Genomic DNA, 20,316 nt, shown 5'->3' on the forward strand with positions numbered 1-20,316 from the left:
GATGCCGATCATAAATTAAACATCTCGCCCTTTCTTATGGAACCGATACCATCTAGCGTATTAAGGAGATTAAGCAACAAACGCCGGGAGTAAGAGCGCGATGGCCAGAAAAATTATTGTCGTTACCGCTGCGTATGGTAATGACCATGTTAAATCCTTAGGCGGGCAGGCCGCCGTCCTGCCGTTTATCGCCAACGCCGGCGCGGACGGCGTCGAAATCCGCCGCGAGCTGTGCAGCGCGGAAGAGCTCAACGCTCTGCCGTCGCTGGCGGCCACCATTGAGCGCCACGGCCTGCTGGCCTGCTACTCCGCGCCGCAGGCGCTGTTCACCGACAACGGCGAGCTTAACCCGGATCTCCCGACGCTGCTCGCGGAAGCGCAAACTCTGAACGCTCTGTGGCTGAAGCTCTCCCTTGGCCATTTCCTCCACAATCAGCAGTTGGATGAGCTGCGCGATATCCTCAGCGACAGCGGCATGGCGTTGGTGGTAGAGAATGACCAGACCGACTGCGGCCAGCTGGCGCCGATGCAGCGCTTCAAAGCCGCCTGCCGGGTCCATCAGCTGCCGATCACCTTAACATTTGATATGGGCAACTGGCTGTGGGTTGGCGATTCGCCGGAAGAGGCGGCACGTCATCTTGCGCCGGCGGTCAGCTATATTCATGTTAAAGCGGCGGAGCCTCATCATGAGAAATTCCGCGCTGTACCGCCGGATCAGGCCGCCGAACGCTGGCTGGCCCTGCTCGATAATCTTCCCGCCGACGCGCCGCGTGGAATCGAGTTTCCGCTGACTGGCCATGACCTGACGGCCGTGACCCGCCGCTACGTCAACCTGTTACGCGAGGATTAAGTCGTGGAAAATTTAGATGTCATCACCATCGGCGAAGCTATGGCCATGTTTGTCGCCACCGAAACCGGGGATCTGGCCGAGGTGGAGCATTTCATGAAACGTGTCGCCGGCGCCGAGCTGAACGTCGCCACCGGCCTGGCGCGCCTGGGTCTGAAGGTCGGCTGGGTCAGCCGCGTCGGCAACGACAGCTTTGGCCGCTTCGTACTGCAATCGCTGGCGAAAGAGGGGATCGATAGCCACGCTGTCGCCATCGACAACCGCTTCGCTACCGGTTTCCAGATGAAATCGAAAGTCGAAAATGGAACCGATCCCATTGTGGAGTATTTCCGCAAAGGCTCTGCCGCCAGCCATCTGTCGCCGGACGATTTTCGCGCCGACTACTTCACCAGCGCCCGCCATCTGCACCTGAGCGGCGTGGCCGCCGCGCTCTCTGAAAGCTCATATGCGCTGCTGGAGCATGCGGCGAAGGTGATGAAAGCCGAGGGAAAAACCCTCTCTTTCGACCCTAATCTGCGCCCGGTGCTGTGGAAAAGCGAAGCCGAGATGGTGGAGAAACTCAACCGTCTCGCCTTCCAGGCTGACTGGGTTTTGCCAGGCTTAAAAGAGGGCGTGATTCTCACCGGCCAGCAGACCCCGGAAGGGATCGCCGATTTTTATCTCTCCCGCGGCGTCAAGGCGGTAGTCATTAAAACCGGCTGCGACGGCGCCTGGTTCAAGAGCGCCAGCGGCGAACAGGGAACGGTTGATGCCATTAAAGTCGAAAACGTCGTCGATACCGTCGGCGCCGGCGACGGCTTTGCCGTCGGGGTGATTAGCGCCCTGCTGGAAGGCAAAACCCTGCTTCAGGCGGTGAACCGCGGCAATAAAATCGGTTCGCTGGCGATTCAGGTCCAGGGCGACAGCGAGGGGCTCCCCACCCGCGATGCGCTGGGCGAATAACATTTATACGCAAAAATAACAGCCGTCCTGTACCCTACCTGCAGCGCGGCACAGCAGCGTCCGTTTCGACGGACGGATGTCACCTCATTGACAGAGGCAAGCCTATGAATAGCTCAACAAATGCAACGAAACGCTGGTGGTACATCATGCCTATCGTGTTTATCACGTATAGCCTGGCGTACCTCGACCGTGCCAACTTCAGCTTCGCCTCCGCGGCAGGCATTACCGAAGACCTGGGCATCACCAAGGGGATCTCCTCCCTGCTGGGGGCCCTGTTCTTCCTCGGCTACTTCTTCTTCCAGATCCCCGGCGCTATCTATGCGGAGCGCCGCAGCGTTCGCAAACTGATCTTTATCTGCCTGATCCTCTGGGGCGGCTGCGCCTCGCTGACCGGTGTTGTGCATAATATCCCGGCGCTGGCGGCCATTCGCTTTATCCTCGGCGTCGTCGAAGCGGCGGTGATGCCGGCGATGCTGATCTATATCAGCAACTGGTTCACCAAATCAGAGCGCTCTCGCGCCAACACCTTCCTGATCCTCGGTAACCCGGTGACGGTCCTGTGGATGTCGGTGGTCTCCGGCTACCTGATTCAGGCCTTCGGCTGGCGGGAAATGTTCATCATCGAAGGGGTGCCGGCAGTAATCTGGGCCTTCTGCTGGTGGGTGCTGGTAAAAGACAAACCGTCGCAGGTTAACTGGCTGGCGGAGAGTGAAAAAGCCGCGCTGCAGGAACAACTGGATCGTGAACAGCAGGGCATCAAAGCGGTACGTAACTATGGCGAAGCCTTCCGCTCCCGCAACGTGATCCTGCTCTGCGCGCAGTACTTTGCCTGGAGTATCGGCGTGTACGGTTTTGTACTGTGGCTGCCGTCGATTATCCGCAGCGGCGGCGAAAATATGGGGATGGTGGAAGTGGGCTGGCTCTCTTCGGTTCCGTACCTGGCGGCGACTATCGCCATGATCGTAGTCTCCTGGGCCTCCGATAAAATGCAGAACCGTAAGCTGTTCGTCTGGCCGCTGCTGCTGATTGGCGGACTGGCCTTCATCGGCTCCTGGGCGGTCGGCGCCAACCACTTCTGGGTGTCTTATACCCTGCTGGTGGTGGCCGGTGCGGCAATGTATGCGCCTTACGGCCCCTTCTTCGCCATTATTCCGGAAATGCTGCCGCGCAACGTCGCCGGGGGCGCCATGGCGCTGATCAACAGTATGGGCGCCCTGGGCTCCTTCTGCGGCTCGTGGTTTGTCGGCTACCTGAACGGTGCCACCGGCAGCCCCGCAGCCTCCTATATTTTTATGGGGGTGGCGCTTTTCGCCTCAGTATTGCTGACTTTGATTGTTAAGCCTGCTAATAATCAAAACATTCCGCTTGGCGCTCACCACGCCTGAACTATTTCTACTACGGAGATTCGCATGAAGCCGTCTGTCATTCTCTATAAAACGCTTCCCGACGACCTGCTACAGCGCCTGGAGGAGCACTTTTCCGTCACTCAGGTAAAAAACCTGCGGCCGGAGACCGTTTCGCAGCATGCAGAGGCCTTCGCCCAGGCTGAAGGCCTCCTGGGCTCCAGCGAAAAGGTTGACGCCGCGCTGCTGGAGAAGATGCCGAAGCTGCGTGCGACCTCTACCGTTTCCGTTGGCTATGACAACTTTGACGTCGAGGCGCTGAACGCTCGCCGGGTGCTGCTGATGCATACCCCGACCGTACTGACCGAGACCGTCGCCGATACGGTCATGGCGCTGGTGCTGAGCACCGCGCGCCGGGTAGTGGAAGTGGCGGAGCGCGTCAAAGCGGGCGAGTGGACGAAGAGCATTGGCCCGGACTGGTTCGGCAGCGACGTGCACCATAAAACCTTAGGTATCGTCGGCATGGGCCGCATCGGTATGGCGCTGGCGCAGCGCGCCCACTTCGGGTTCGGCATGCCGATCCTGTATAACGCGCGCCGCCAGCATCCGCAGGCGGAAGAGCGCTTCAACGCCCGCTATTGCGATCTCGATACCCTGCTGCAGGAAGCCGATTTCGTCTGCTTGATCCTGCCCCTGAGCGAAGAGACCCACCATCTGTTCGGTCAGGCGCAGTTTGCCAAAATGAAATCTTCCGCCATCTTCATTAACGCCGGACGTGGCTCGGTGGTGGACGAGCAGGCGCTGATCGCTGCTCTGCAGGCGGGTGAAATTCATGCTGCCGGCCTTGATGTCTTCGAACACGAACCGCTGGCAAAAGACTCGCCGCTGTTAACCCTACCAAACGTTGTCGCGCTGCCGCATATCGGCTCTGCCACCCATGAGACGCGCTACAACATGGCGGCCTGCGCGGTGGACAACCTGATCGATGCCCTGAACGGTAATGTAGAGAAAAACTGCGTTAACCCGCAGGTCAAATAAGCCATAAAAAAACCCGGGTAGCGGCGGCAATCGCCCTCCCCGGGTTCTTTTTGCATCTTATCCATCATCCTGCTCGTTCGCCGCAGCCAACGTCAGCCAGATGAGACATTAACGGGTGGCGTTCACCGCTGCCGTCCATGCCTGATTAAACGCCTGATGCTGCGCCGCCAGCGGCCCAATCAGCGCATTGTACTGGCTGGCCTGCTGCGAGGTGGGGAACTGAATGCCGTTGGCCACAAAGCTCACCTGGGTCCCCTGCTGAGCGACAAAATCCCCCACCTGAACCAGCTGCTGGGTAAAGATTTGCGCGGCCGGGATCAGCGGCTGCAGCGCGTCAGCTGGCGCGGTCACGACCTTGGCGTAAACCTGATCGAAGACCGGCTTAAGATCGTCAGCCTGCTTCAGAGCGCTATGCGCGGCATCGGCCTGCATTTTCGCATTCTGCAGCTGCTGGCTGAGCACGCCCAGCGCGCCGTTCGCCTGACGCAGCGGCTCACGCTGGGTCATATAGTCCTGCGGGACGCGGATAGCATTGACGCTGTCCACCACCGGGCGCAGACCAGCGTCCATCGCCTGGCTCACCTGCTGCGAGTAACCGTAGATCACCGCGTAGTCAGAGACAAAAGGCCCAAACTGTTTTTTCTGATCGGCGGTCAGCGTCGGCAGACGTTCACCGCTACGCATCGCCGTATTCTGCAGGAAGTCGATAAACGCTTTGCGCTGATCGCCTTCTTTATCAAAACACCCACTCAGGCTAACCACCATCAATAAGGCCGCCATAGCCGCAAACCAGCGAGAGCAGGACTTTCCTGTCGCCATTTTTTTACTCCTTTCAGCCAAAAAAAGCGCACAACGACACACACGTGCCAGACGCTGACAAGGATAGTCCAGCTCGGCCTCGCAGGATACCCTTTACTGCTAATCTTACGCAGGAAAAACACCATTTCGCACGCCATCGTCGCGGTGTAGAACGTCTGTTATGCACATCACAAATATAGTCATCACATTCTGCGAGCGAAGTTTATATAACCATCTGATTTTTATGGCAATAAAAAAGTTTCCGTACGACGTGGCGTCCTAAAACGGACGATAATCGCACGCTTTGGCGCGCGCCTGCATTGCCTGCCCCCCACTTCAATGATTTGATGAATGAGCGATTAACGGCGATACGTTCGATTATCGCACAAATCAAACTCAATGACGCGAGGACGACGATAAAAACAGACCTCTGTCCCTCGCTCAGTCTGCCAGGAAAGCCGTATGACTAAGACAACCATCGACATTCAGGCCTTTATCAACGAGCACCCCTTCACCCGCTACCAGTGGATGATCCTTGCGCTCTGCTTTATCACCGTCGCGATGGACGGATTCGACACCGCGATCATCGGATTTATCGCCTCCGACCTGGTACAGGAATGGGGCGTGGAAAAATCGGCGCTCGGCCCGGTGATGAGCGCCGCGCTGGTGGGCCTGGCGGTCGGCGCCTTAACCGCGGGGCCGCTGGCTGACCGCATCGGCCGCAAAAAAGTGCTGATTATGTCGATCGTGGTGTTCGGCGGATTCAGCCTGCTTACCGCCTTCGCCACCAGCCTTAATCAGCTGACGCTGCTGCGTTTCCTGACCGGTCTCGGGCTCGGCGCGGCGATGCCGAATGCGGCCACCCTGATGAGCGAATATGCGCCGGAGCGCCGTCGGGCGCTGCTGGTGAACCTGATGTTCGTCGGCTTTCCGATGGGATCATCGCTGGGTGGCTTTTTATCCGCCTGGATGATCCCGCACTATGGCTGGCAGAGTGTGCTGGTGCTGGGCGGCGTGATGCCCCTCCTGCTGGCCGTAGCGTTAATTTTTCTGCTGCCGGAGTCTGCCCGCTATCTGGTGGTGAAGCAGCAGCCGGCGCAGCGCATTGCCGCCATCCTGAAACGCATCGCGCCGCTGCCGGAGGCGGTGGAATTTGAGCTGCGCGAAGCAGGCCAGGTGAAAGAGAAATCGGCCATCGGCGTCATTTTCTCCCCACGCTACGCGGTGGGTACCGTGATGTTGTGCCTGACCTACTTTATGGGCCTGCTGATTTTCTACCTCCTGACCAGCTGGCTGCCGCTGCTGATCCGCGAAACCGGCGCCTCGATGAGTCAGGCCTCCATCATCACCGCCCTGTTCCCGCTGGGCGGCGGGATTGGCGTACTGATCCTTGGCGCCCTGATGGACAAGATCAATCCCAACAAGGTGGTGGCCGTCGGCTGGTTGCTGACCGGCGTTTGCGTCTGCCTGGTGGGTTTCTCCACCAGCAGCCTGGTGCTGATGGGGGTGATGGTGTTTATCGCCGGTAGTATTATGAATGGCGCGCAGTCGTCGATGCCCGCGCTGGCGGCAGGCTTCTACCCGACGCAGGGGCGCGCCACCGGCGTCGCCTGGATGCTGGGTATCGGCCGCTTCGGCGGGATCCTCGGCGCATTCAGCGGCGCCTTCCTGATGCAGGCGCAGCTCTCCTTTGAAACCATCTTCACTCTGCTGGCCATCCCGGCGTTCCTGTCAGCCCTCGCGCTGCTGATCAAATACCGGGTCAGTAAATCCGCGCCGGCGACGAAAGACGACGCGAGAGGTCTGCAGAAAGCCTGATTGTTAAGCCGGCGGCCCGCGCCGGCTTTGCCGCTTTTTTCTTATCCGTTTACAAAAATTTTCGAAGCCATCTCATCGCGTTAGTAATCATTCTCTTAGGCTCCACTGCCGTTTGGCTGCCGGGGCCGATTCGATAGCCTGTTGGCAAATAATCACGGACGTTACCATCCGCTGCACGATTTTCTGACTATTCTTAAAGAGCTTTATAAAAAATCTCTTCCGCTGTGTGATAAAAGGAGTTCTCAATGGAATATAAAGATCCCGTGTTTGAACTGCTGAGCAGCCTGGAACACATCGTATTTAAGGATGATAATCAGAAACTTACCTCAAACCGTAAGTCCACTGTGTTTAGTGAATTTGAGCAACTGCGTAAAGGCACTGGACTTAAGATTGACGACTTTGCCAACGTCATGGGCGTGAGCGTCGCCATGGTAAGAGAGTGGGAGTCGAGACGGGTTAGACCGTCTCCCACCGAGCTGAAATTGATGCGCCTGATTCAGGCCAATCCACAGCTTTCACGACAGTTACTCGATTAATCCAGCGCGCAGCGGCATGGGTCAGTAAGGGGGCTTTTGCCGCTGCACCGTAAAAAAAAGTTTGCTATCAGGTGCTGAACGTGCGTTAATGCTCGCAGGTTTGATGTACAGACCACAGAGCAGTCGAATAGAGCAGTCCTTCTAAGGTTATCCAAAGATACCCCCGTAGTGAACTTTCCCTTTATCGCTTTAAATCTGTAGTCCAGACCGCTACGCCGCAAGGCTCACTTATTTTTTTAAAGGTAATTCACTATGTCCGGTAAAATGACTGGTATCGTAAAATGGTTCAACGCTGACAAAGGCTTCGGCTTCATCACTCCTGACGATGGCTCTAAAGACGTGTTCGTACACTTCTCTGCTATCCAGAACGATGGCTACAAATCCCTGGACGAAGGTCAGAAAGTTTCCTTCACCATCGAAAGCGGCGCTAAAGGCCCGGCAGCTGGCAACGTAACTTCTCTGTAAGTTCAAGCCGCTAAGAATCGAGAATCCCTGCCTGATGGCGGGGATTTTTTTTATCTGTCGCCAACAGCCGCCAGCATACGATGGCGGCTGTTGGGCATTCAGAGCAGGGAAAAGTGCCAGCCCGTCTCCCGCCACGCCAGGCTATGGGTCAGCTTCAGACCGTGTAAAAATGCCTCGTCATGTGACACCACCAGCATCGCGCCGGGAAACGCCGCCAGCGCGCTTTCAATAGCCTGTGTCGATGCTAAATCGAGATGGTTGGTCGGCTCATCCAGCAAAAGCAGCTGAGCGGGATCGCGTCGCCAGAGCACGCACGCCAGGGCCGCTTTCAGACGCTCGCCGCCGCTGAGCGTCGCCAGCGGCAGAGTGACCTTATCCGCGCCAAGCTGGAGCTGCGCCAGTCGGGTGCGCAGAAGGCCCTCATCCAGCGGGGTATCGTCCAGGCTCAGGTGCGCCATGACCGATAACGACAGATCCAGCTGCGTCAGATGTTGATCCAGATAAGCCGCGCTCACCGACAGCCGGACATCGCCTGAGACGGCCTGCTCCAGCCCCAGCAGCGTTTTCAGCAAAGTGGTTTTGCCACAGCCGTTCGGTCCCTTTAGCGCAATACGCATCGGACCATCTATACGCCAGTCCAGCGGCGCAGCGGGTGAATGGGCGAGCTGCAATGCTTCCACCACCAGAACCTGCTTGCCGGCGGCCACTTCGCTACCCGGCAGGGTGAACATCACCGGATTGTCGTCTTCTACCCGCTCCCGTGCCTGCTGCACGGCGGCATTCAGACTGCTGTTCTGTTCACGATGCTGACGGCGCAGCGTTCCCGGGCGCTCTTTTGCCGCACCTTTGTACTTCACACGTTCAAACGAGGCAATATTTAGCGTATCAACGGTCCGCAGCGTCTGAGCCGAGCGCCGCTGCGCGGCGTCATGCTCCTTTTGCATTCGCGCGCGGGTGCGCCGTCGCTCGGTCACAGCATGCTCCAGCGCCGCGCGCGCAGCCTGCTGCTCCGCCATACGCTGGCGCTGATATTCATCATAGTTGCCGCCGTAGCTGTGCAGCGCCGTCGGCGTCAGCTCAATAATCCTCGGCATCCGCGTCAGTAACTCGCGGTCGTGGCTGGCGATCAGAGCCCCACCCTGCCAGCTTTCCAGTTGGTGATAGAGCCACTCCCGCCCCTGGCGGTCCAGATGGTTGGTGGGCTCATCCAGCAGCAGATAATCGGCGCCGGAGACAAAGGCGCCGCACAGCAGAGCCTTCATCCGCTCGCCGCCGCTGAGTGAAAAAGCGGGACGATCGGCAGAGAACGGCGGGAGATCGGCTTCACGGAAAGCTAAACTCAGGCGATCGGGGAGATCCCAGTGGCCATCCAATAGATCGAAATCGGCAGCCAGCACTTGACCCTGTTCAAGGCGAGACAAGGCATCAAATATCGGCGCATAGCCCAGCAGCGTAGCGAGGGTGGTCTCCGGCGTAAGCGTCGGCTGCTGCGCCACCCAGGCAATAGAAGCCCCGCGCTCGATATAGCCTTCGGCGGGGGAATCCAGACCGGCCAGCAGACGTAGCAGACGCGTCTTACCGACGCCGTTACGGCCGACCAGGCCGCAAAGCGACGATTCCAGCGATAAATTCAGCGGACCAAAAAGCGTATCTCCCGTCGCAAACTGACAGGTGACCTGATGTAAAACAAAAGCGGGGATATGGGCGCAATGAGCCATAAGCACTCCTGAATGAAATCAATACTCCCCTACCCGCAACATCTGCGAGGTAAGGCGTGAAATTCATCAGTCGTGTTTGTTCATTTGTGGGGCGCGCTCCGGTGAGACGAGGAATTCGTCGGGACATAGGATAGCCACACTCCGGTATGCGTTGCAAGCCTGTTTTATTCAACGATCGTGTAAAAATAAAAAGGCCTCCTGATATCAGGAGGCAAATGATTTATTTGGTGAACAATGAAAGGGTGCATTGAGAATGCCTGACACTGCAAGCATGGTGGGGATAGATCCCCACCAGATGCTCTTACTGTTTAATATCACAGGCTAAGAATGCCACCAGCTCAATATTTCCCTGTCTGAGCTGTAATTCACATAGCGAATCACGAACCATCCAGGTCAATAATAAAATAGTGAAGCAAATCACTACTAAGCCAAACAACAGATACTTTTGCGGCATTCCTCGCCTCCAGTGTTGATTTTCAACAAGTAAGAGGCTACTCTTATGGTGTTCATGCATAGGGGAGCCTCACTTTGATTACTATCAGGTGGGGCTTTTCTCTGTCTATCTCCCGCTGAATACCTGAGACACACAGTCTCAAGCACCCGCCGCCATTCTAGCGTAAATACCTCACGGAATTATGTTTATATATTCCTAAAACATTTCTTATCGATGAATGTAAATAATGGAGATATCAATGACAGAATTATTAACGGTTCATCTATTTATATTTCCCGTATAAAAAAACCTGCCCTGAGGCAGGTCTTTTATTATTACCGATACGCTTACTGCAGCAGAGAAATATCCGCGACCTGCAGGAACAGTTCACGCAGTTTGGACAGCAGCGTCAGACGGTTGATGCGAACATCTTTGTCTTCAGCGTTAACCATCACGTTCTCGAAGAATTCATCCACCGGCTCGCGCAGCGCAGCCAGCTCAATCAGCGCATCCTGATAACGGCCTGCGGCGAAATACGGCTGCAGTTTGTCGCGCAGCACCACCAGATTGCCCGCCAGCTTGATTTCCGCCGCTTCTTTCAGCACTGAAGCGTGAACGATGTCGTTCAGCGTCTCGTCGGATTTCGCGAGGATGTTGGAGACACGTTTGTTTGCCGCCGCCAGCGCGGAGGACTCTTCCAGGGTACGGAAGTGCGATACGGCTTTCATGCGCGCATCAAAATCCGCCGGGCGGGTTGGACGACGCGCCAGTACCGCCTGGATCGTGTCGACGCCATAACCTTCGTCCTGATACCAGGCGCGGAAGCGGCCCAGCATAAAGTCGATCACATCATCAACCACGTTGGCGTTGGTCAGCTTCTCACCGTACAGACGCACCGCTTCTTCGGTCAGCGTTTGCAGATCGAGATTCAGGTTCTTCTCAACGATGATACGCAGCACGCCCAGCGCGGCGCGGCGCAGCGCAAACGGGTCTTTATCGCCTTTCGGATGCTGCCCGATACCAAAGATACCCGCCAGGGTGTCCATCTTATCGGCAATCGCCACCGCGCAGGCAACCGGGTTAGACGGCAGCGCGTCGCCGGCAAAGCGTGGTTGATACTGCTCGTTCAGCGCTACGGCCACGTCTTCCGCTTCGCCGTCATGGCGCGCGTAGTGCATCCCCATCACGCCCTGGGTGTCGGTGAACTCGAAGACCATGTTGGTCATCAGGTCGCACTTGGACAGCAGGCCCGCGCGGGTCGCATGGTTCACATCAGCGCCAATCTGCCCGGCAATCCAGCCAGCCAGCGCCTGGATGCGATCGGTCTTATCGCGCAGGGTCCCAAGTTGCTGTTGGAACAGCACGGTTTCCAGACGCGGCAGGTTATCTTCCAAACGTTTTTTACGGTCGGTGTTGAAGAAGAATTCAGCATCGGCCAGACGCGGACGAACCACCTTCTCGTTACCGGAGATAATCTGCTGCGGATCTTTGGACTCGATGTTCGCCACGAAGATAAAGTTCGGCAGCAGTTTGCCGGCATTGTCGTAGACCGGGAAGTACTTCTGGTCGCCCTTCATGGTGTAAACCAGCGCTTCGGACGGCACCGCGAGGAATTTTTCTTCGAACTTCGCCGTCAGCACCACCGGCCATTCCACCAGCGAGGTGACTTCTTCCAGCAGGCTTTCGCTCAGATCGGCTTGACCGCCAATCTTACGCGCCGCTTCTTCCGCATCGGCTTTGATTTTGGCTTTACGCTGTTCGTAATCGGCGATGACTTTACCGCGCTCCAGCAGGATCTGCGGGTACTGGTCGGCATGATCGATAGTGAACTCCGGCTCACCCATAAAGCGATGCCCGCGAATCACGCGATCGGACGGAATACCGAGGATAGTGGCCGGGATCACTTTGTCACCCAGCAGCAAAGTCACCGTGTGAACCGGACGCACGAAGTGGACGTCAGACGCGCCCCAGCGCATCAGTTTCGGGATCGGCAGCTTCGCCAGCGAGCTGGCAATCATGTTCGGCAGCAGCGCTTCAGTGCTTTCGCCCTTTACATGGGCGCGATACAGCAGCCACTCGCCTTTGTCGGTGGTCAGACGTTCGGCCTGATCGACGGTGATACCGCAGCCGCGCGCCCAGCCTTCGGCCGCTTTGCTTGGCTTGCCTTCGGCATCGAACGCCTGGGCAATAGCCGGGCCGCGTTTTTCCACTTCGCGATCGGCTTGCGCCGCCGCCAGGTTGGCTACCTTCAGCGCCAGACGACGCGGGGCGGCAAACCATTCCACTTTACCGTGTGCGAGGCCGGCATTATCCAGCTCCGCGGTCACGTTCGCAGCAAAAGATTCCGCCAGGCTGCGCAGCGCTTTTGGTGGCAGCTCTTCAGTGCCGATTTCCACCAGAAAAGTATTCTCAGACATGGCCGCCTCTTATTTATTCTTGTTGCACATCGGGAAGCCGAGCGCTTCACGGGAAGCGTAGTACGCTTCCGCCACTGCTTTAGTCAGGGTGCGAATGCGCAGAATATAGCGCTGACGCTCGGTGACGGAGATGGCTTTACGCGCATCCAGCAGGTTAAAGCTGTGAGCCGCTTTCAGGATACGTTCATAGGCCGGCAGCGGCAGCGGAGTCTCCAGCGCCAGCAGCTGCTGGGCCTCTTTCTCATACTGCTCAAAGCAGGAGAACAGGAAGTCGACGTCGGCGTGTTCGAAGTTATAGGTGGACTGCTCCACTTCATTCTGGTGGAACACGTCGCCGTAAGTGGTTTTACCCAGCGGGCCATCGCTCCAGACCAGGTCATAAACGCTGTCCACGCCCTGGATGTACATCGCCAGACGCTCCAGACCGTAGGTGATCTCGCCGGTCACCGGCTTACACTCGAGGCCGCCCACCTGCTGGAAGTAGGTGAACTGCGTCACTTCCATGCCGTTGAGCCACACTTCCCAACCCAGACCCCAGGCGCCCAGCGTCGGGTTTTCCCAGTTGTCTTCGACAAAACGAATATCGTGAATGGTCGGGTCCATACCCAGCTCTTTCAGCGATCCGAGGTACAGCTCCTGAATGTTGTCCGGCGAGGGCTTAATCACCACCTGGAACTGATAGTAGTGCTGTAAACGGTTCGGGTTTTCGCCATAGCGGCCATCGGTTGGACGACGGGAAGGCTGCACGTAGGCGGTCGCCATTGGCTCCGGCCCTAACGCGCGCAGGCAGGTCATCGGGTGAGAGGTGCCGGCGCCGACTTCCATGTCCAGTGGTTGAACAATGGTGCAGCCCTGACGAGCCCAGTAATCCTGTAAGGTCAGGATCAGGCCCTGGAAGGTCCTGGTATCAAACTTTTGCATATGATTTCGTGCTGGATACGTGTGGATTTAAAGGAAGGAGTCAGTATACCCGCTGGCTGCGAGATATACAGTACGAAACGGCGTTGTTTCAGGAAAACGGACGAAATTTACGCCAGCCGGGGTCGATTCAGCGCATCGAAAGATGCATAAACTGGCCGTCCGGGTCAAAGGAACAGATGAAACGCTCATTCTTGCCGGTCCGCCCCGAAAGCTCATAGCTCGCCTGGAATTGTTCAAAATGGTTCACGTCAACGAGCTGCGTTTGCGTGTTGTAGCGAATAGCGGCCTGATCCTTGCAAAGCTGGGCCATATTGAGCGTCGTTTGCGGAGTAATGCGTGCGCGCTGCGCTTTTTGCGCCGGGGGAGAAATGGTCTCGCTGCAGCCCGCGAGGAGCAGCACCAGCATAACGGAAACAACACCTTTCACCACGTACTCCTCCACCGCCTTGTTAGCAAGTTGTTATCGTAAAGATTCAGTATTACAGGTATTTTGCGAATATCATAAAACCGCGACAAGTCTGTGACCGAAAACTCAGACTAATCTATTGCGACACCGGGACATAAGGCGGGTCAGACCTTATTTCGCCAGCAGACTTTGAGGGACTGATGCAAGAAAAGATACACTGGATCACCAACCTGCGCGGTATCGCCTGCATGATGGTGGTGATGATCCACAGTACCAGTTGGTATATCACTCATCCGCATGCCATCACCCTTATGGAATGGGACATCGCCAATCTGCTCAATTCCGCCTCCCGCGTCAGCGTGCCGCTGTTTTTTATGATCTCGGGATACCTGTTTTTTGGCGAGCGCAGCGCCCAGCCGCGCCATTTCTGGCGAATTGGTTTGTGCATTGCGTTCTATAGCGCGCTGTCTCTGCTGTATATCGCGCTGTTTACCCATATCAACGTCGAGCTATCGTTAAAGAATTTGCTGCAGAAGCCCGTCTTCTACCACCTGTGGTTTTTCTTTGCTATCGCCGTCATCTACCTGCTCTCGCCGCTGATTCAGGTTAAGTCCGTCAGTGGCAAAATGCTGCTGGCGCTGATGGCGATCCTCGGTATTCTGGCCAACCCCAATATGGTCAGCGTCAAAGCCGCCGGGATTGAGTGGCTGCCAGTCAACCTCTATATCAACGGCGATACCTTCTACTACGTGCTCTACGGCGTGCTGGGCAGAGCCATTGGCACCCTGGACACCGATAAAAAATGGCTGACCCCGCTCTGCGCCGCGCTGTTCATCGCCGCCGTGTGGGTTATCTCCCGCGGCACGTTGCATGAGCTGCGCTGGCGCGGAGACTTTGGCGACACCTGGTATCTCTACTGCGGGCCGGCGGTGTTCGTTTGCGCGGTCGCCCTGCTGACGCTGGCCAAAAACTGGCTTAACGCACGTCCCCTGCCCGGTATCGCCTGCATTGCGCGACATTCACTGGGGATCTACGGTTTCCATGCCCTGATAGTGCATGCGCTGCGCGCCAGCCATCTGGAGCTGTCCCGCTGGCCGCTGCTGGACATTGTGTGGATATTTAGCGCCGCCCTGCTCGGCAGCCTGCTGCTGTCAGGCCTGGTGCAGCGGATTGATAGCCGCCGGCTGGTCAGCTAACGGTCCGCCACCCGGAGGGGCCCGACTTACGACTCAGGCCCCTCTTCCGTCACGCTGAGAGGTTCCCGTAAGCGCGTCGGGTCCCAGGCATCACGCACGTTTTTCTGCACCGCAACAGCGCCAAACAGGCTCAAAAAGTACGCCAGCCCATAGAACCCTTTCTCGCTGAGCAGCAGAGTGGCATTCCACAGTCCGATAACCAGCAGACCTACAGCGATAACGAAGACCACCAGGCAGGTGGTGTAGTACAGCGCGGTGGTCGGAATGGCTTCATACTTATCGCGCACCGTCTTTTGATAAGATGCCGCGGCAAACAGCCCCAGTACCAGGACAGCAAAATAATAGCCTTTCTCATTCAACTGCATATCGGCATTCCACAGCCCCACCAGATAGGTGACGATGCCGCCGATCAGGGCAATCCAGGAGATCAAATGAAACGCCGGAGAATACGTCGCGTGCTTGTTTTCCATCACTTTTTACCTTTTACGCGCCTCGGAGCGGCGCTTATTCCGTTTTTTGCATCGCCCGGGCGACGCGGGTCCGTTCGGGGGTTGCCGATGCGCCATATAAGCAGACAAACCACGCCGCGATATAGACGGCTTTTTCATGCCAGTCTGCCGGCACATACCAGGCGCCAACCAGCAGCAGGCCGACCGATAGCAGCAGCACCAGCCGACATAAGGCAATAAAGCCGTCGTCCTGTTCCTGCCACTGGCTGGCGCGCTGATGGGCGAGGACGGCAAACATCCCCATCACCAGTACGCCGAGAAAATAACCTTTACCGCTAAACAACGGGCAGGTTCGCCAGATACCGAGCAGATAAACCAGCGATCCTGCTGCCATCATCACCCTGGCAATGTTGCGTTTTGTGTTCATCTCACCTCCCTGGTCGACAGGGGCTGATTATGACCGACTCCCCCGGCGATGCCGCAGGTTACGCACCGGAAAGCGGAGATTTCGGAATAAACAAATACGCTTTTTTGGATGGATGTAGCCGGGACATTCAGGGAGGGAATCCGCCCGGCGCTGCCGGACGGACTGAGGCTAAGACATCAGCGGTTTCAGCTGCTGATAAATCTGGCGGAAGGTTTCCCGCTGTGGCGCATAGTGGGCCACACGGCGATCGTCCGGGCGATGCGCTTGTTCAAGCGGCAGCGGCTTCAGCAGCCCGGCGCGGTCTGCCTCGTCGTGCACCGCCAGCTGCGCCAGCCGGGCCGCCCCCAGCGCCGGGCCGACATCGCCCCCGGTACGGTAATCGAGCTGCAGGCCGCTAATATCCGCCAGCATTTGCCGCCAGTAAGCGCTGCGCGCCCCGCCGCCGATAAGCGTGATGCTCTGCGGCTTGATGCCGCAGGCGTGTACCACGTCCATGCCATCCGCCAGCGCATAGCCCACGCCCTCCAGCACCGCCCGCGCCAGCTCTGCCGGCCCATGCTGATGCGTCAGGCCAAAAAAGACGCCCTTGGCCTGCGGGTTGTTGTGCGGCGTGCGTTCGCCCGACAGATAGGGCAGGAACCACACCGGACCGGCGCTTTCATCCGCCGTCTGCGCCGCCGCGATCAGCGCCGGCACGCTGGCCAGGCCGGTTAATTTCGCCGCCCAGTCCAGGCAGGAGGCCGCGCTGAGCATCACCGACATCAGATGCCAGCGGCCCGGCAGCGCATGGCAGAAGCTGTGCACCGCGCTTTCGGGTTTGCTGAGGAACCCTTCGCTGACGGCGAAGTAGACGCCTGAGGTGCCCAGCGACAGCATTGCCTGGCCGGCGTCGGCCATTCCGACCCCGACCGCGCCTGCGGCGTTGTCGCCGCCGCCGCCCACCACCAGCGCCTGCGGCATATTCCACGCCTGCGCCACCTCAGGTCGCAGTTGCCCGGTGACGTCGCTGCCTTCAAACAGCGCCGGCATCGCATCCCGACTGAGATCGCAGGCGGCGAGCATCTCATCGCTCCAGTCACGCCGGGCGACGTCCAGCCACATCGTACCGGCGGCGTCAGACATGTCGCTGGCAAGCTCGCCGGTCATGCGCAGGCGCAGATAGTCCTTCGGCAGCAGCACTTTATCGACCTGGTTGAACACCGCCGCCTCGTGGCGCTGCACCCAGAGTAACTTCGGCGCCGTAAAGCCCGGCATCATCAGGTTGCCGGTGATCTGCCGGGAAGCGCTGACTTTTTCCTCCAGCAGCTGGCACTCTTCGGCGCAGCGGCCGTCATTCCATAAAATGGCCGGACGCAGCACCTGTAACGATTTATCCAGCAACGTGGCGCCGTGCATCTGACCAGCGATGCCCAGCGCCTTCACGTCGCGCAGGCTATACTGCGCGCCCAGGGCTTTCATCGCCGTGTCTGTCGCCAGCCACCACTGTTCGGGATCTTGTTCCGACCACAGCGGATGAGGACGCGAGACGGTGAGTTTTTCGGTATGCGATGCCACTACCTCACCCTGCTCATTCAGCAGAATGGCTTTGACGCCCGATGTTCCCAGATCGATGCCGATATACATACTACCTCTCCTTAAACGCGCGCCACGGCTAAGCGTGGCGCGAACAGAGCATCCTGGTTGCGACGCCGGTCACGCCGGGCGCCGCCGCATGATTACTTATCAAACAGATAATGGTTGACCAGGTTTTCCAGTTGTTCCTGCTGGCCGCTGCGATGCTGCGGCGCCAGCTGATGCTGAGTGGCATACTGGGCTATGTCGCTGAGGGTCATCTGCCCGTTAAGGATCTGCTGCCCCAGCTCACCGTTCCAGCCGGCGTAGCGTCTGGCCACGCGTTTATCCAGCTCACCGTCCTCAATCATCCGCGCCGCAACTTTCAGCGACAGCGCCATGGTATCCATCGCGCCAATATGACCATAGAACAGGTCGTATTTGTCGGTACTCTGCCGGCGCACTTTCGCATCAAAGTTGAGGCCACCGGTGGTGAAGCCGCCCGCTTTAAGAATTTCATACATCACCAGCGCATTCTCTTCGACGCTGTTCGGGAACTGGTCGGTATCCCAGCCCAGCTGCGGATCGCCGCGGTTGGCGTCGACGGAGCCGAACAGCCCCAGCGCGATGGCCGTCGCGATTTCATGATGGAACGAATGGCCGGCGAGCGTGGCATGGTTAGCTTCAATATTCAGTTTAATCTCTTTTTCCAGACCAAACTGTTTGAGGAAGCCGTAAACGGTAGAGGCATCATAGTCATACTGATGCTTGGTCGGTTCCTGCGGTTTGGGCTCAATCAGCAGCGTGCCTTTAAAGCCAATTTTATGCTTATGCTCCACCACCAGTTGCATGAAGCGGCCAATCTGTTCACGCTCCTGGCGCAGGTCGGTATTCAGCAGGGTTTCATAGCCCTCGCGACCGCCCCACAGCACATAGTTTTCGCCTCCCAGCTGATGAGTGGCATTCATGGCGGTGACCACCTGGGTGGCCGCCCAGCTAAACACTTCCGGATCCGGGTTGGTGGCCGCGCCAGCGCCGTAGCGCGGGTTGGTAAAACAGTTTGCGGTCCCCCACAAAAGCTTCACGCCGCTCTGCTGCTGTTTCTCTGCCAGCACCTCGACCATGCGGGCGAAGTTATTGCTGTACTCCTTGAGCGAAGCGCCTTCCGGCGAGACGTCAACGTCGTGGAAGCAGTAGTAAGGCACGTTGAGTTTGTGGAAGAATTCAAACGCCACATCGGCTTTACGTTTGGCCATCTCCAGGGCGTCGCCAGGCTGCTGCCATGGACGGTCGAAGGAGCCCACGCCAAACATATCGGCGCCATTCCAGCAGAAGGTATGCCAGTAACAGGCCGCAAAACGCAGATGATCTTCCATCCGTTTGCCCAGCACCAGTTCATCCGGGTTGTAGTGACGGAAAGCCAGCGGGTTAGTGGATTTCGGGCCTTCGTAACGAACGCGATCGAGTTGATCGAAATAGGTCTGCATAGAGAACTCCATATTCAGAGATGCGGCGAATAACCAATCAGATACCCTAAATAATTCGAGTTGCAGGAAGGCGGCAAGAGCGTGAACCTCCAGGCGCTGGTACCAGCAAGAGGTCGGAGCAACGAATGTCACCAACCCACCTACAACTTGAAGTATGACGGGTTTAAGCCAATATAGAATTTCACTTTCCATCTCCTCAATTACGTTATTTCACACCGCCATTGAGAGAATCCACAAACGTGCGCCAGCTCGCAAAAAATAATATACTTCCGCCTTCTCCGTGCCTTGTCGGACAAGTCCAGTGCAATAATAAGAGTGTGCATGAATAAAATACGATCGCCGTCATAATTTGCACATTAAACGAAATTTCATAACGGCAAAATAAGAACCGGTAATTGCCAGCCCTGCTTTCCGCGTTAAGAATCTGTAACGTATCCGCAACCTCATGTATCAAACATTATTTTTCCGTTCGTCTTATCTACCCTTACAAAAAAGGTATCATTATTATGAAGATAAAGAACCTTTGCCTTACACTTTGCGCCAGCTCCCTCCTGCTCGCCAGCATGGCGGGGATGGCGAAAGAAGTGAAGATTGGCATGGCCATCGACGATCTGCGTCTGGAGCGCTGGCAGAAAGACCGTGATATTTTCGTCAATAAAGCGGAATCCTTAGGCGCCAAAGTTTTTGTCCAATCCGCCAACGGCAATGAAGAAACGCAGATGTCGCAAATTGAAAATATGATCAACCGCGGCGTCGATGTGTTAGTCATTATTCCTTATAACGGTCAGGTACTCAGCAACGTGATTAAAGAAGCCAAGCAGGAAGGTATTAAAGTCCTGGCCTATGACCGTATGATTAATAATGCTGATATTGATTTCTATATTTCTTTCGACAATGAAAAAGTTGGTGAAATGCAGGCGCAAAGTCTGGTCGACAAAGTGCCGCAGGGTAATTATTTCCTGATGGGCGGCTCGCCGGTGGATAATAACGCCAAACTGTTCCGCGCCGGGCAGATGAAGGTCCTCAAACCGTATGTGGATGAAGGCAAAATTAAGATTGTCGGCGATCAGTGGGTTGACGGCTGGCTGCCGGAGAACGCGCTGAAAATAATGGAAAACGCGCTGACGGCGAATAATAACAAGATCGATGCCGTGGTCGCCTCCAATGACGCCACCGCCGGCGGCGCCATCCAGGCCTTAACCGCCCAGGGGCTGGCCGGTAAAGTGGCGATCTCCGGTCAGGATGCTGACCTGGCGGGTGTGAAGCGCATTATTTCCGGTACTCAGACGATGACCGTCTATAAACCGATTACCACCCTGGCCACCAACGCCGCTGAAATCGCCGTTGAGCTGGGTAACGATAAGCAGCCGAAGGCCGATACCACGCTGAATAACGGCTTAAAAGATGTCCCTTCGCGCCTGTTAACGCCCATTGAGGTGAATAAAGAGAATATTGACGCCACGGTGATTAAAGACGGTTTCCATAAAAAGAGTGAATTGTAATGGCTGACGCCCCGCTCCGGGG

Annotated in this window: 19 protein-coding genes; 9 read left to right on the forward strand and 10 right to left on the reverse strand. The window is 57.1% G+C overall.

Translation table 11 applies throughout. The features are described 5' to 3' along the window. The first annotated feature begins 100 nt into the window (after positions 1-100). The 4 genes from N438_RS18080 (at position 101) to ghrB (ending at position 4,170) form a co-directional block, all read left to right on the forward strand. Positions 101-850: a hypothetical protein gene (locus N438_RS18080; RefSeq protein WP_002921919.1), complete on the forward strand. Its 750-nt coding sequence runs from the start codon at positions 101-103 to the stop codon at positions 848-850. 3 nt (positions 851-853) lie between these two features. After that, positions 854-1,789, forward strand: coding sequence for a sugar kinase (locus N438_RS18085; protein WP_008806889.1), 936 nt, complete (start codon positions 854-856; stop codon positions 1,787-1,789). A gap of 104 nt (positions 1,790-1,893) precedes the next feature. Further along, positions 1,894-3,174 (forward strand): MFS transporter, encoded by a 1,281-nt coding sequence (locus N438_RS18090; RefSeq protein WP_008806888.1) that lies wholly within the window; start codon positions 1,894-1,896, stop codon positions 3,172-3,174. A gap of 24 nt (positions 3,175-3,198) precedes the next feature. Continuing rightward, positions 3,199-4,170, forward strand: coding sequence for a glyoxylate/hydroxypyruvate reductase GhrB (ghrB, locus tag N438_RS18095; protein ID WP_116696402.1), 972 nt, complete (start codon positions 3,199-3,201; stop codon positions 4,168-4,170). 108 nt (positions 4,171-4,278) lie between these two features. Here ghrB and N438_RS18100 read toward each other — a convergent pair whose 3' ends face one another. Further along, positions 4,279-4,989, reverse strand: coding sequence for a DUF3053 domain-containing protein (locus N438_RS18100; RefSeq protein WP_012540337.1), 711 nt, complete (start codon positions 4,987-4,989; stop codon positions 4,279-4,281). A 441-nt stretch (positions 4,990-5,430) separates the two neighbouring features. Here N438_RS18100 and N438_RS18110 point away from each other — a divergent pair, with 441 nt between their 5' ends. The 3 genes from N438_RS18110 to cspA all read left to right on the forward strand — a co-directional run bounded on the left by N438_RS18110 (position 5,431) and on the right by cspA (position 7,787). After that, positions 5,431-6,786 (forward strand): aromatic acid/H+ symport family MFS transporter, encoded by a 1,356-nt coding sequence (locus N438_RS18110; protein ID WP_008806885.1) that lies wholly within the window; start codon positions 5,431-5,433, stop codon positions 6,784-6,786. Positions 6,787-7,031: 245 nt separating this feature from the next. Beyond that, positions 7,032-7,322: an HTH-type transcriptional regulator gene (locus N438_RS18115; protein WP_002921931.1), complete on the forward strand. Its 291-nt coding sequence runs from the start codon at positions 7,032-7,034 to the stop codon at positions 7,320-7,322. 252 nt (positions 7,323-7,574) lie between these two features. Next, positions 7,575-7,787, forward strand: coding sequence for an RNA chaperone/antiterminator CspA (gene cspA, locus N438_RS18120; protein WP_000014594.1), 213 nt, complete (start codon positions 7,575-7,577; stop codon positions 7,785-7,787). A 98-nt stretch (positions 7,788-7,885) separates the two neighbouring features. On the opposite strand, the gene N438_RS18125 is transcribed toward cspA, so the two are convergent. The 5 genes from N438_RS18125 to N438_RS18150 form a co-directional block, all read right to left on the reverse strand. Beyond that, positions 7,886-9,505 carry an ATP-binding cassette domain-containing protein gene (locus tag N438_RS18125; RefSeq protein ID WP_116696403.1) on the reverse strand — a complete coding sequence of 540 codons (1,620 nt, stop codon included), beginning with the start codon at positions 9,503-9,505 and terminating at the stop codon, positions 7,886-7,888. 301 nt (positions 9,506-9,806) lie between these two features. Beyond that, positions 9,807-9,959 carry a type I toxin-antitoxin system toxin HokA gene (hokA, locus tag N438_RS18130; RefSeq protein WP_012967075.1) on the reverse strand — a complete coding sequence of 51 codons (153 nt, stop codon included), beginning with the start codon at positions 9,957-9,959 and terminating at the stop codon, positions 9,807-9,809. A gap of 326 nt (positions 9,960-10,285) precedes the next feature. Then, complete coding sequence (glyS, locus tag N438_RS18135) at positions 10,286-12,355, reverse strand: glycine--tRNA ligase subunit beta (protein ID WP_012967074.1); 2,070 nt, start codon at positions 12,353-12,355, stop codon at positions 10,286-10,288. Positions 12,356-12,364: 9 nt separating this feature from the next. Further along, entirely contained in the window at positions 12,365-13,276 is a 912-nt protein-coding gene (gene glyQ / locus N438_RS18140) for a glycine--tRNA ligase subunit alpha (RefSeq protein ID WP_064323952.1), read from the reverse strand. Positions 13,277-13,403: 127 nt separating this feature from the next. Beyond that, a complete protein-coding gene (locus tag N438_RS18150) occupies positions 13,404-13,703 on the reverse strand; it encodes a YsaB family lipoprotein (RefSeq protein WP_077598891.1) in 300 nt (99 codons plus the stop codon). Positions 13,704-13,882: 179 nt separating this feature from the next. Here N438_RS18150 and N438_RS18155 point away from each other — a divergent pair, with 179 nt between their 5' ends. Next, a complete protein-coding gene (locus N438_RS18155; RefSeq protein WP_040969158.1) occupies positions 13,883-14,878 on the forward strand; it encodes an acyltransferase in 996 nt (331 codons plus the stop codon). A 26-nt stretch (positions 14,879-14,904) separates the two neighbouring features. Here N438_RS18155 and yiaA read toward each other — a convergent pair whose 3' ends face one another. From yiaA to xylA, 4 genes are all read right to left on the reverse strand, one after another. After that, the gene (gene yiaA / locus N438_RS18160; protein WP_008806879.1) at positions 14,905-15,351 is read right to left on the reverse strand and encodes an inner membrane protein YiaA; all 447 of its coding nucleotides are present in this window, start codon (positions 15,349-15,351) and stop codon (positions 14,905-14,907) included. A 31-nt stretch (positions 15,352-15,382) separates the two neighbouring features. Continuing rightward, a complete protein-coding gene (gene yiaB / locus N438_RS18165; RefSeq protein WP_008806878.1) occupies positions 15,383-15,754 on the reverse strand; it encodes an inner membrane protein YiaB in 372 nt (123 codons plus the stop codon). Positions 15,755-15,922: 168 nt separating this feature from the next. Beyond that, positions 15,923-17,377: a xylulokinase gene (gene xylB, locus N438_RS18170; protein WP_048963939.1), complete on the reverse strand. Its 1,455-nt coding sequence runs from the start codon at positions 17,375-17,377 to the stop codon at positions 15,923-15,925. Between the two features lie 92 nt (positions 17,378-17,469). Continuing rightward, positions 17,470-18,792, reverse strand: a complete 1,323-nt coding sequence (xylA, locus tag N438_RS18175) for a xylose isomerase (protein WP_023298333.1) — start codon at positions 18,790-18,792, stop codon at positions 17,470-17,472. A gap of 506 nt (positions 18,793-19,298) precedes the next feature. Between xylA and xylF the strand changes: the two genes are divergently transcribed. Beyond that, a complete protein-coding gene (xylF, locus tag N438_RS18185) occupies positions 19,299-20,294 on the forward strand; it encodes a D-xylose ABC transporter substrate-binding protein (RefSeq protein WP_004210164.1) in 996 nt (331 codons plus the stop codon). Positions 20,295-20,316: the final 22 nt, after the last annotated feature.

It is taken from the genome of Klebsiella sp. GL120222-02, assembly GCF_003097195.1.
Taxonomy (GTDB): domain Bacteria; phylum Pseudomonadota; class Gammaproteobacteria; order Enterobacterales; family Enterobacteriaceae; genus Klebsiella; species Klebsiella variicola.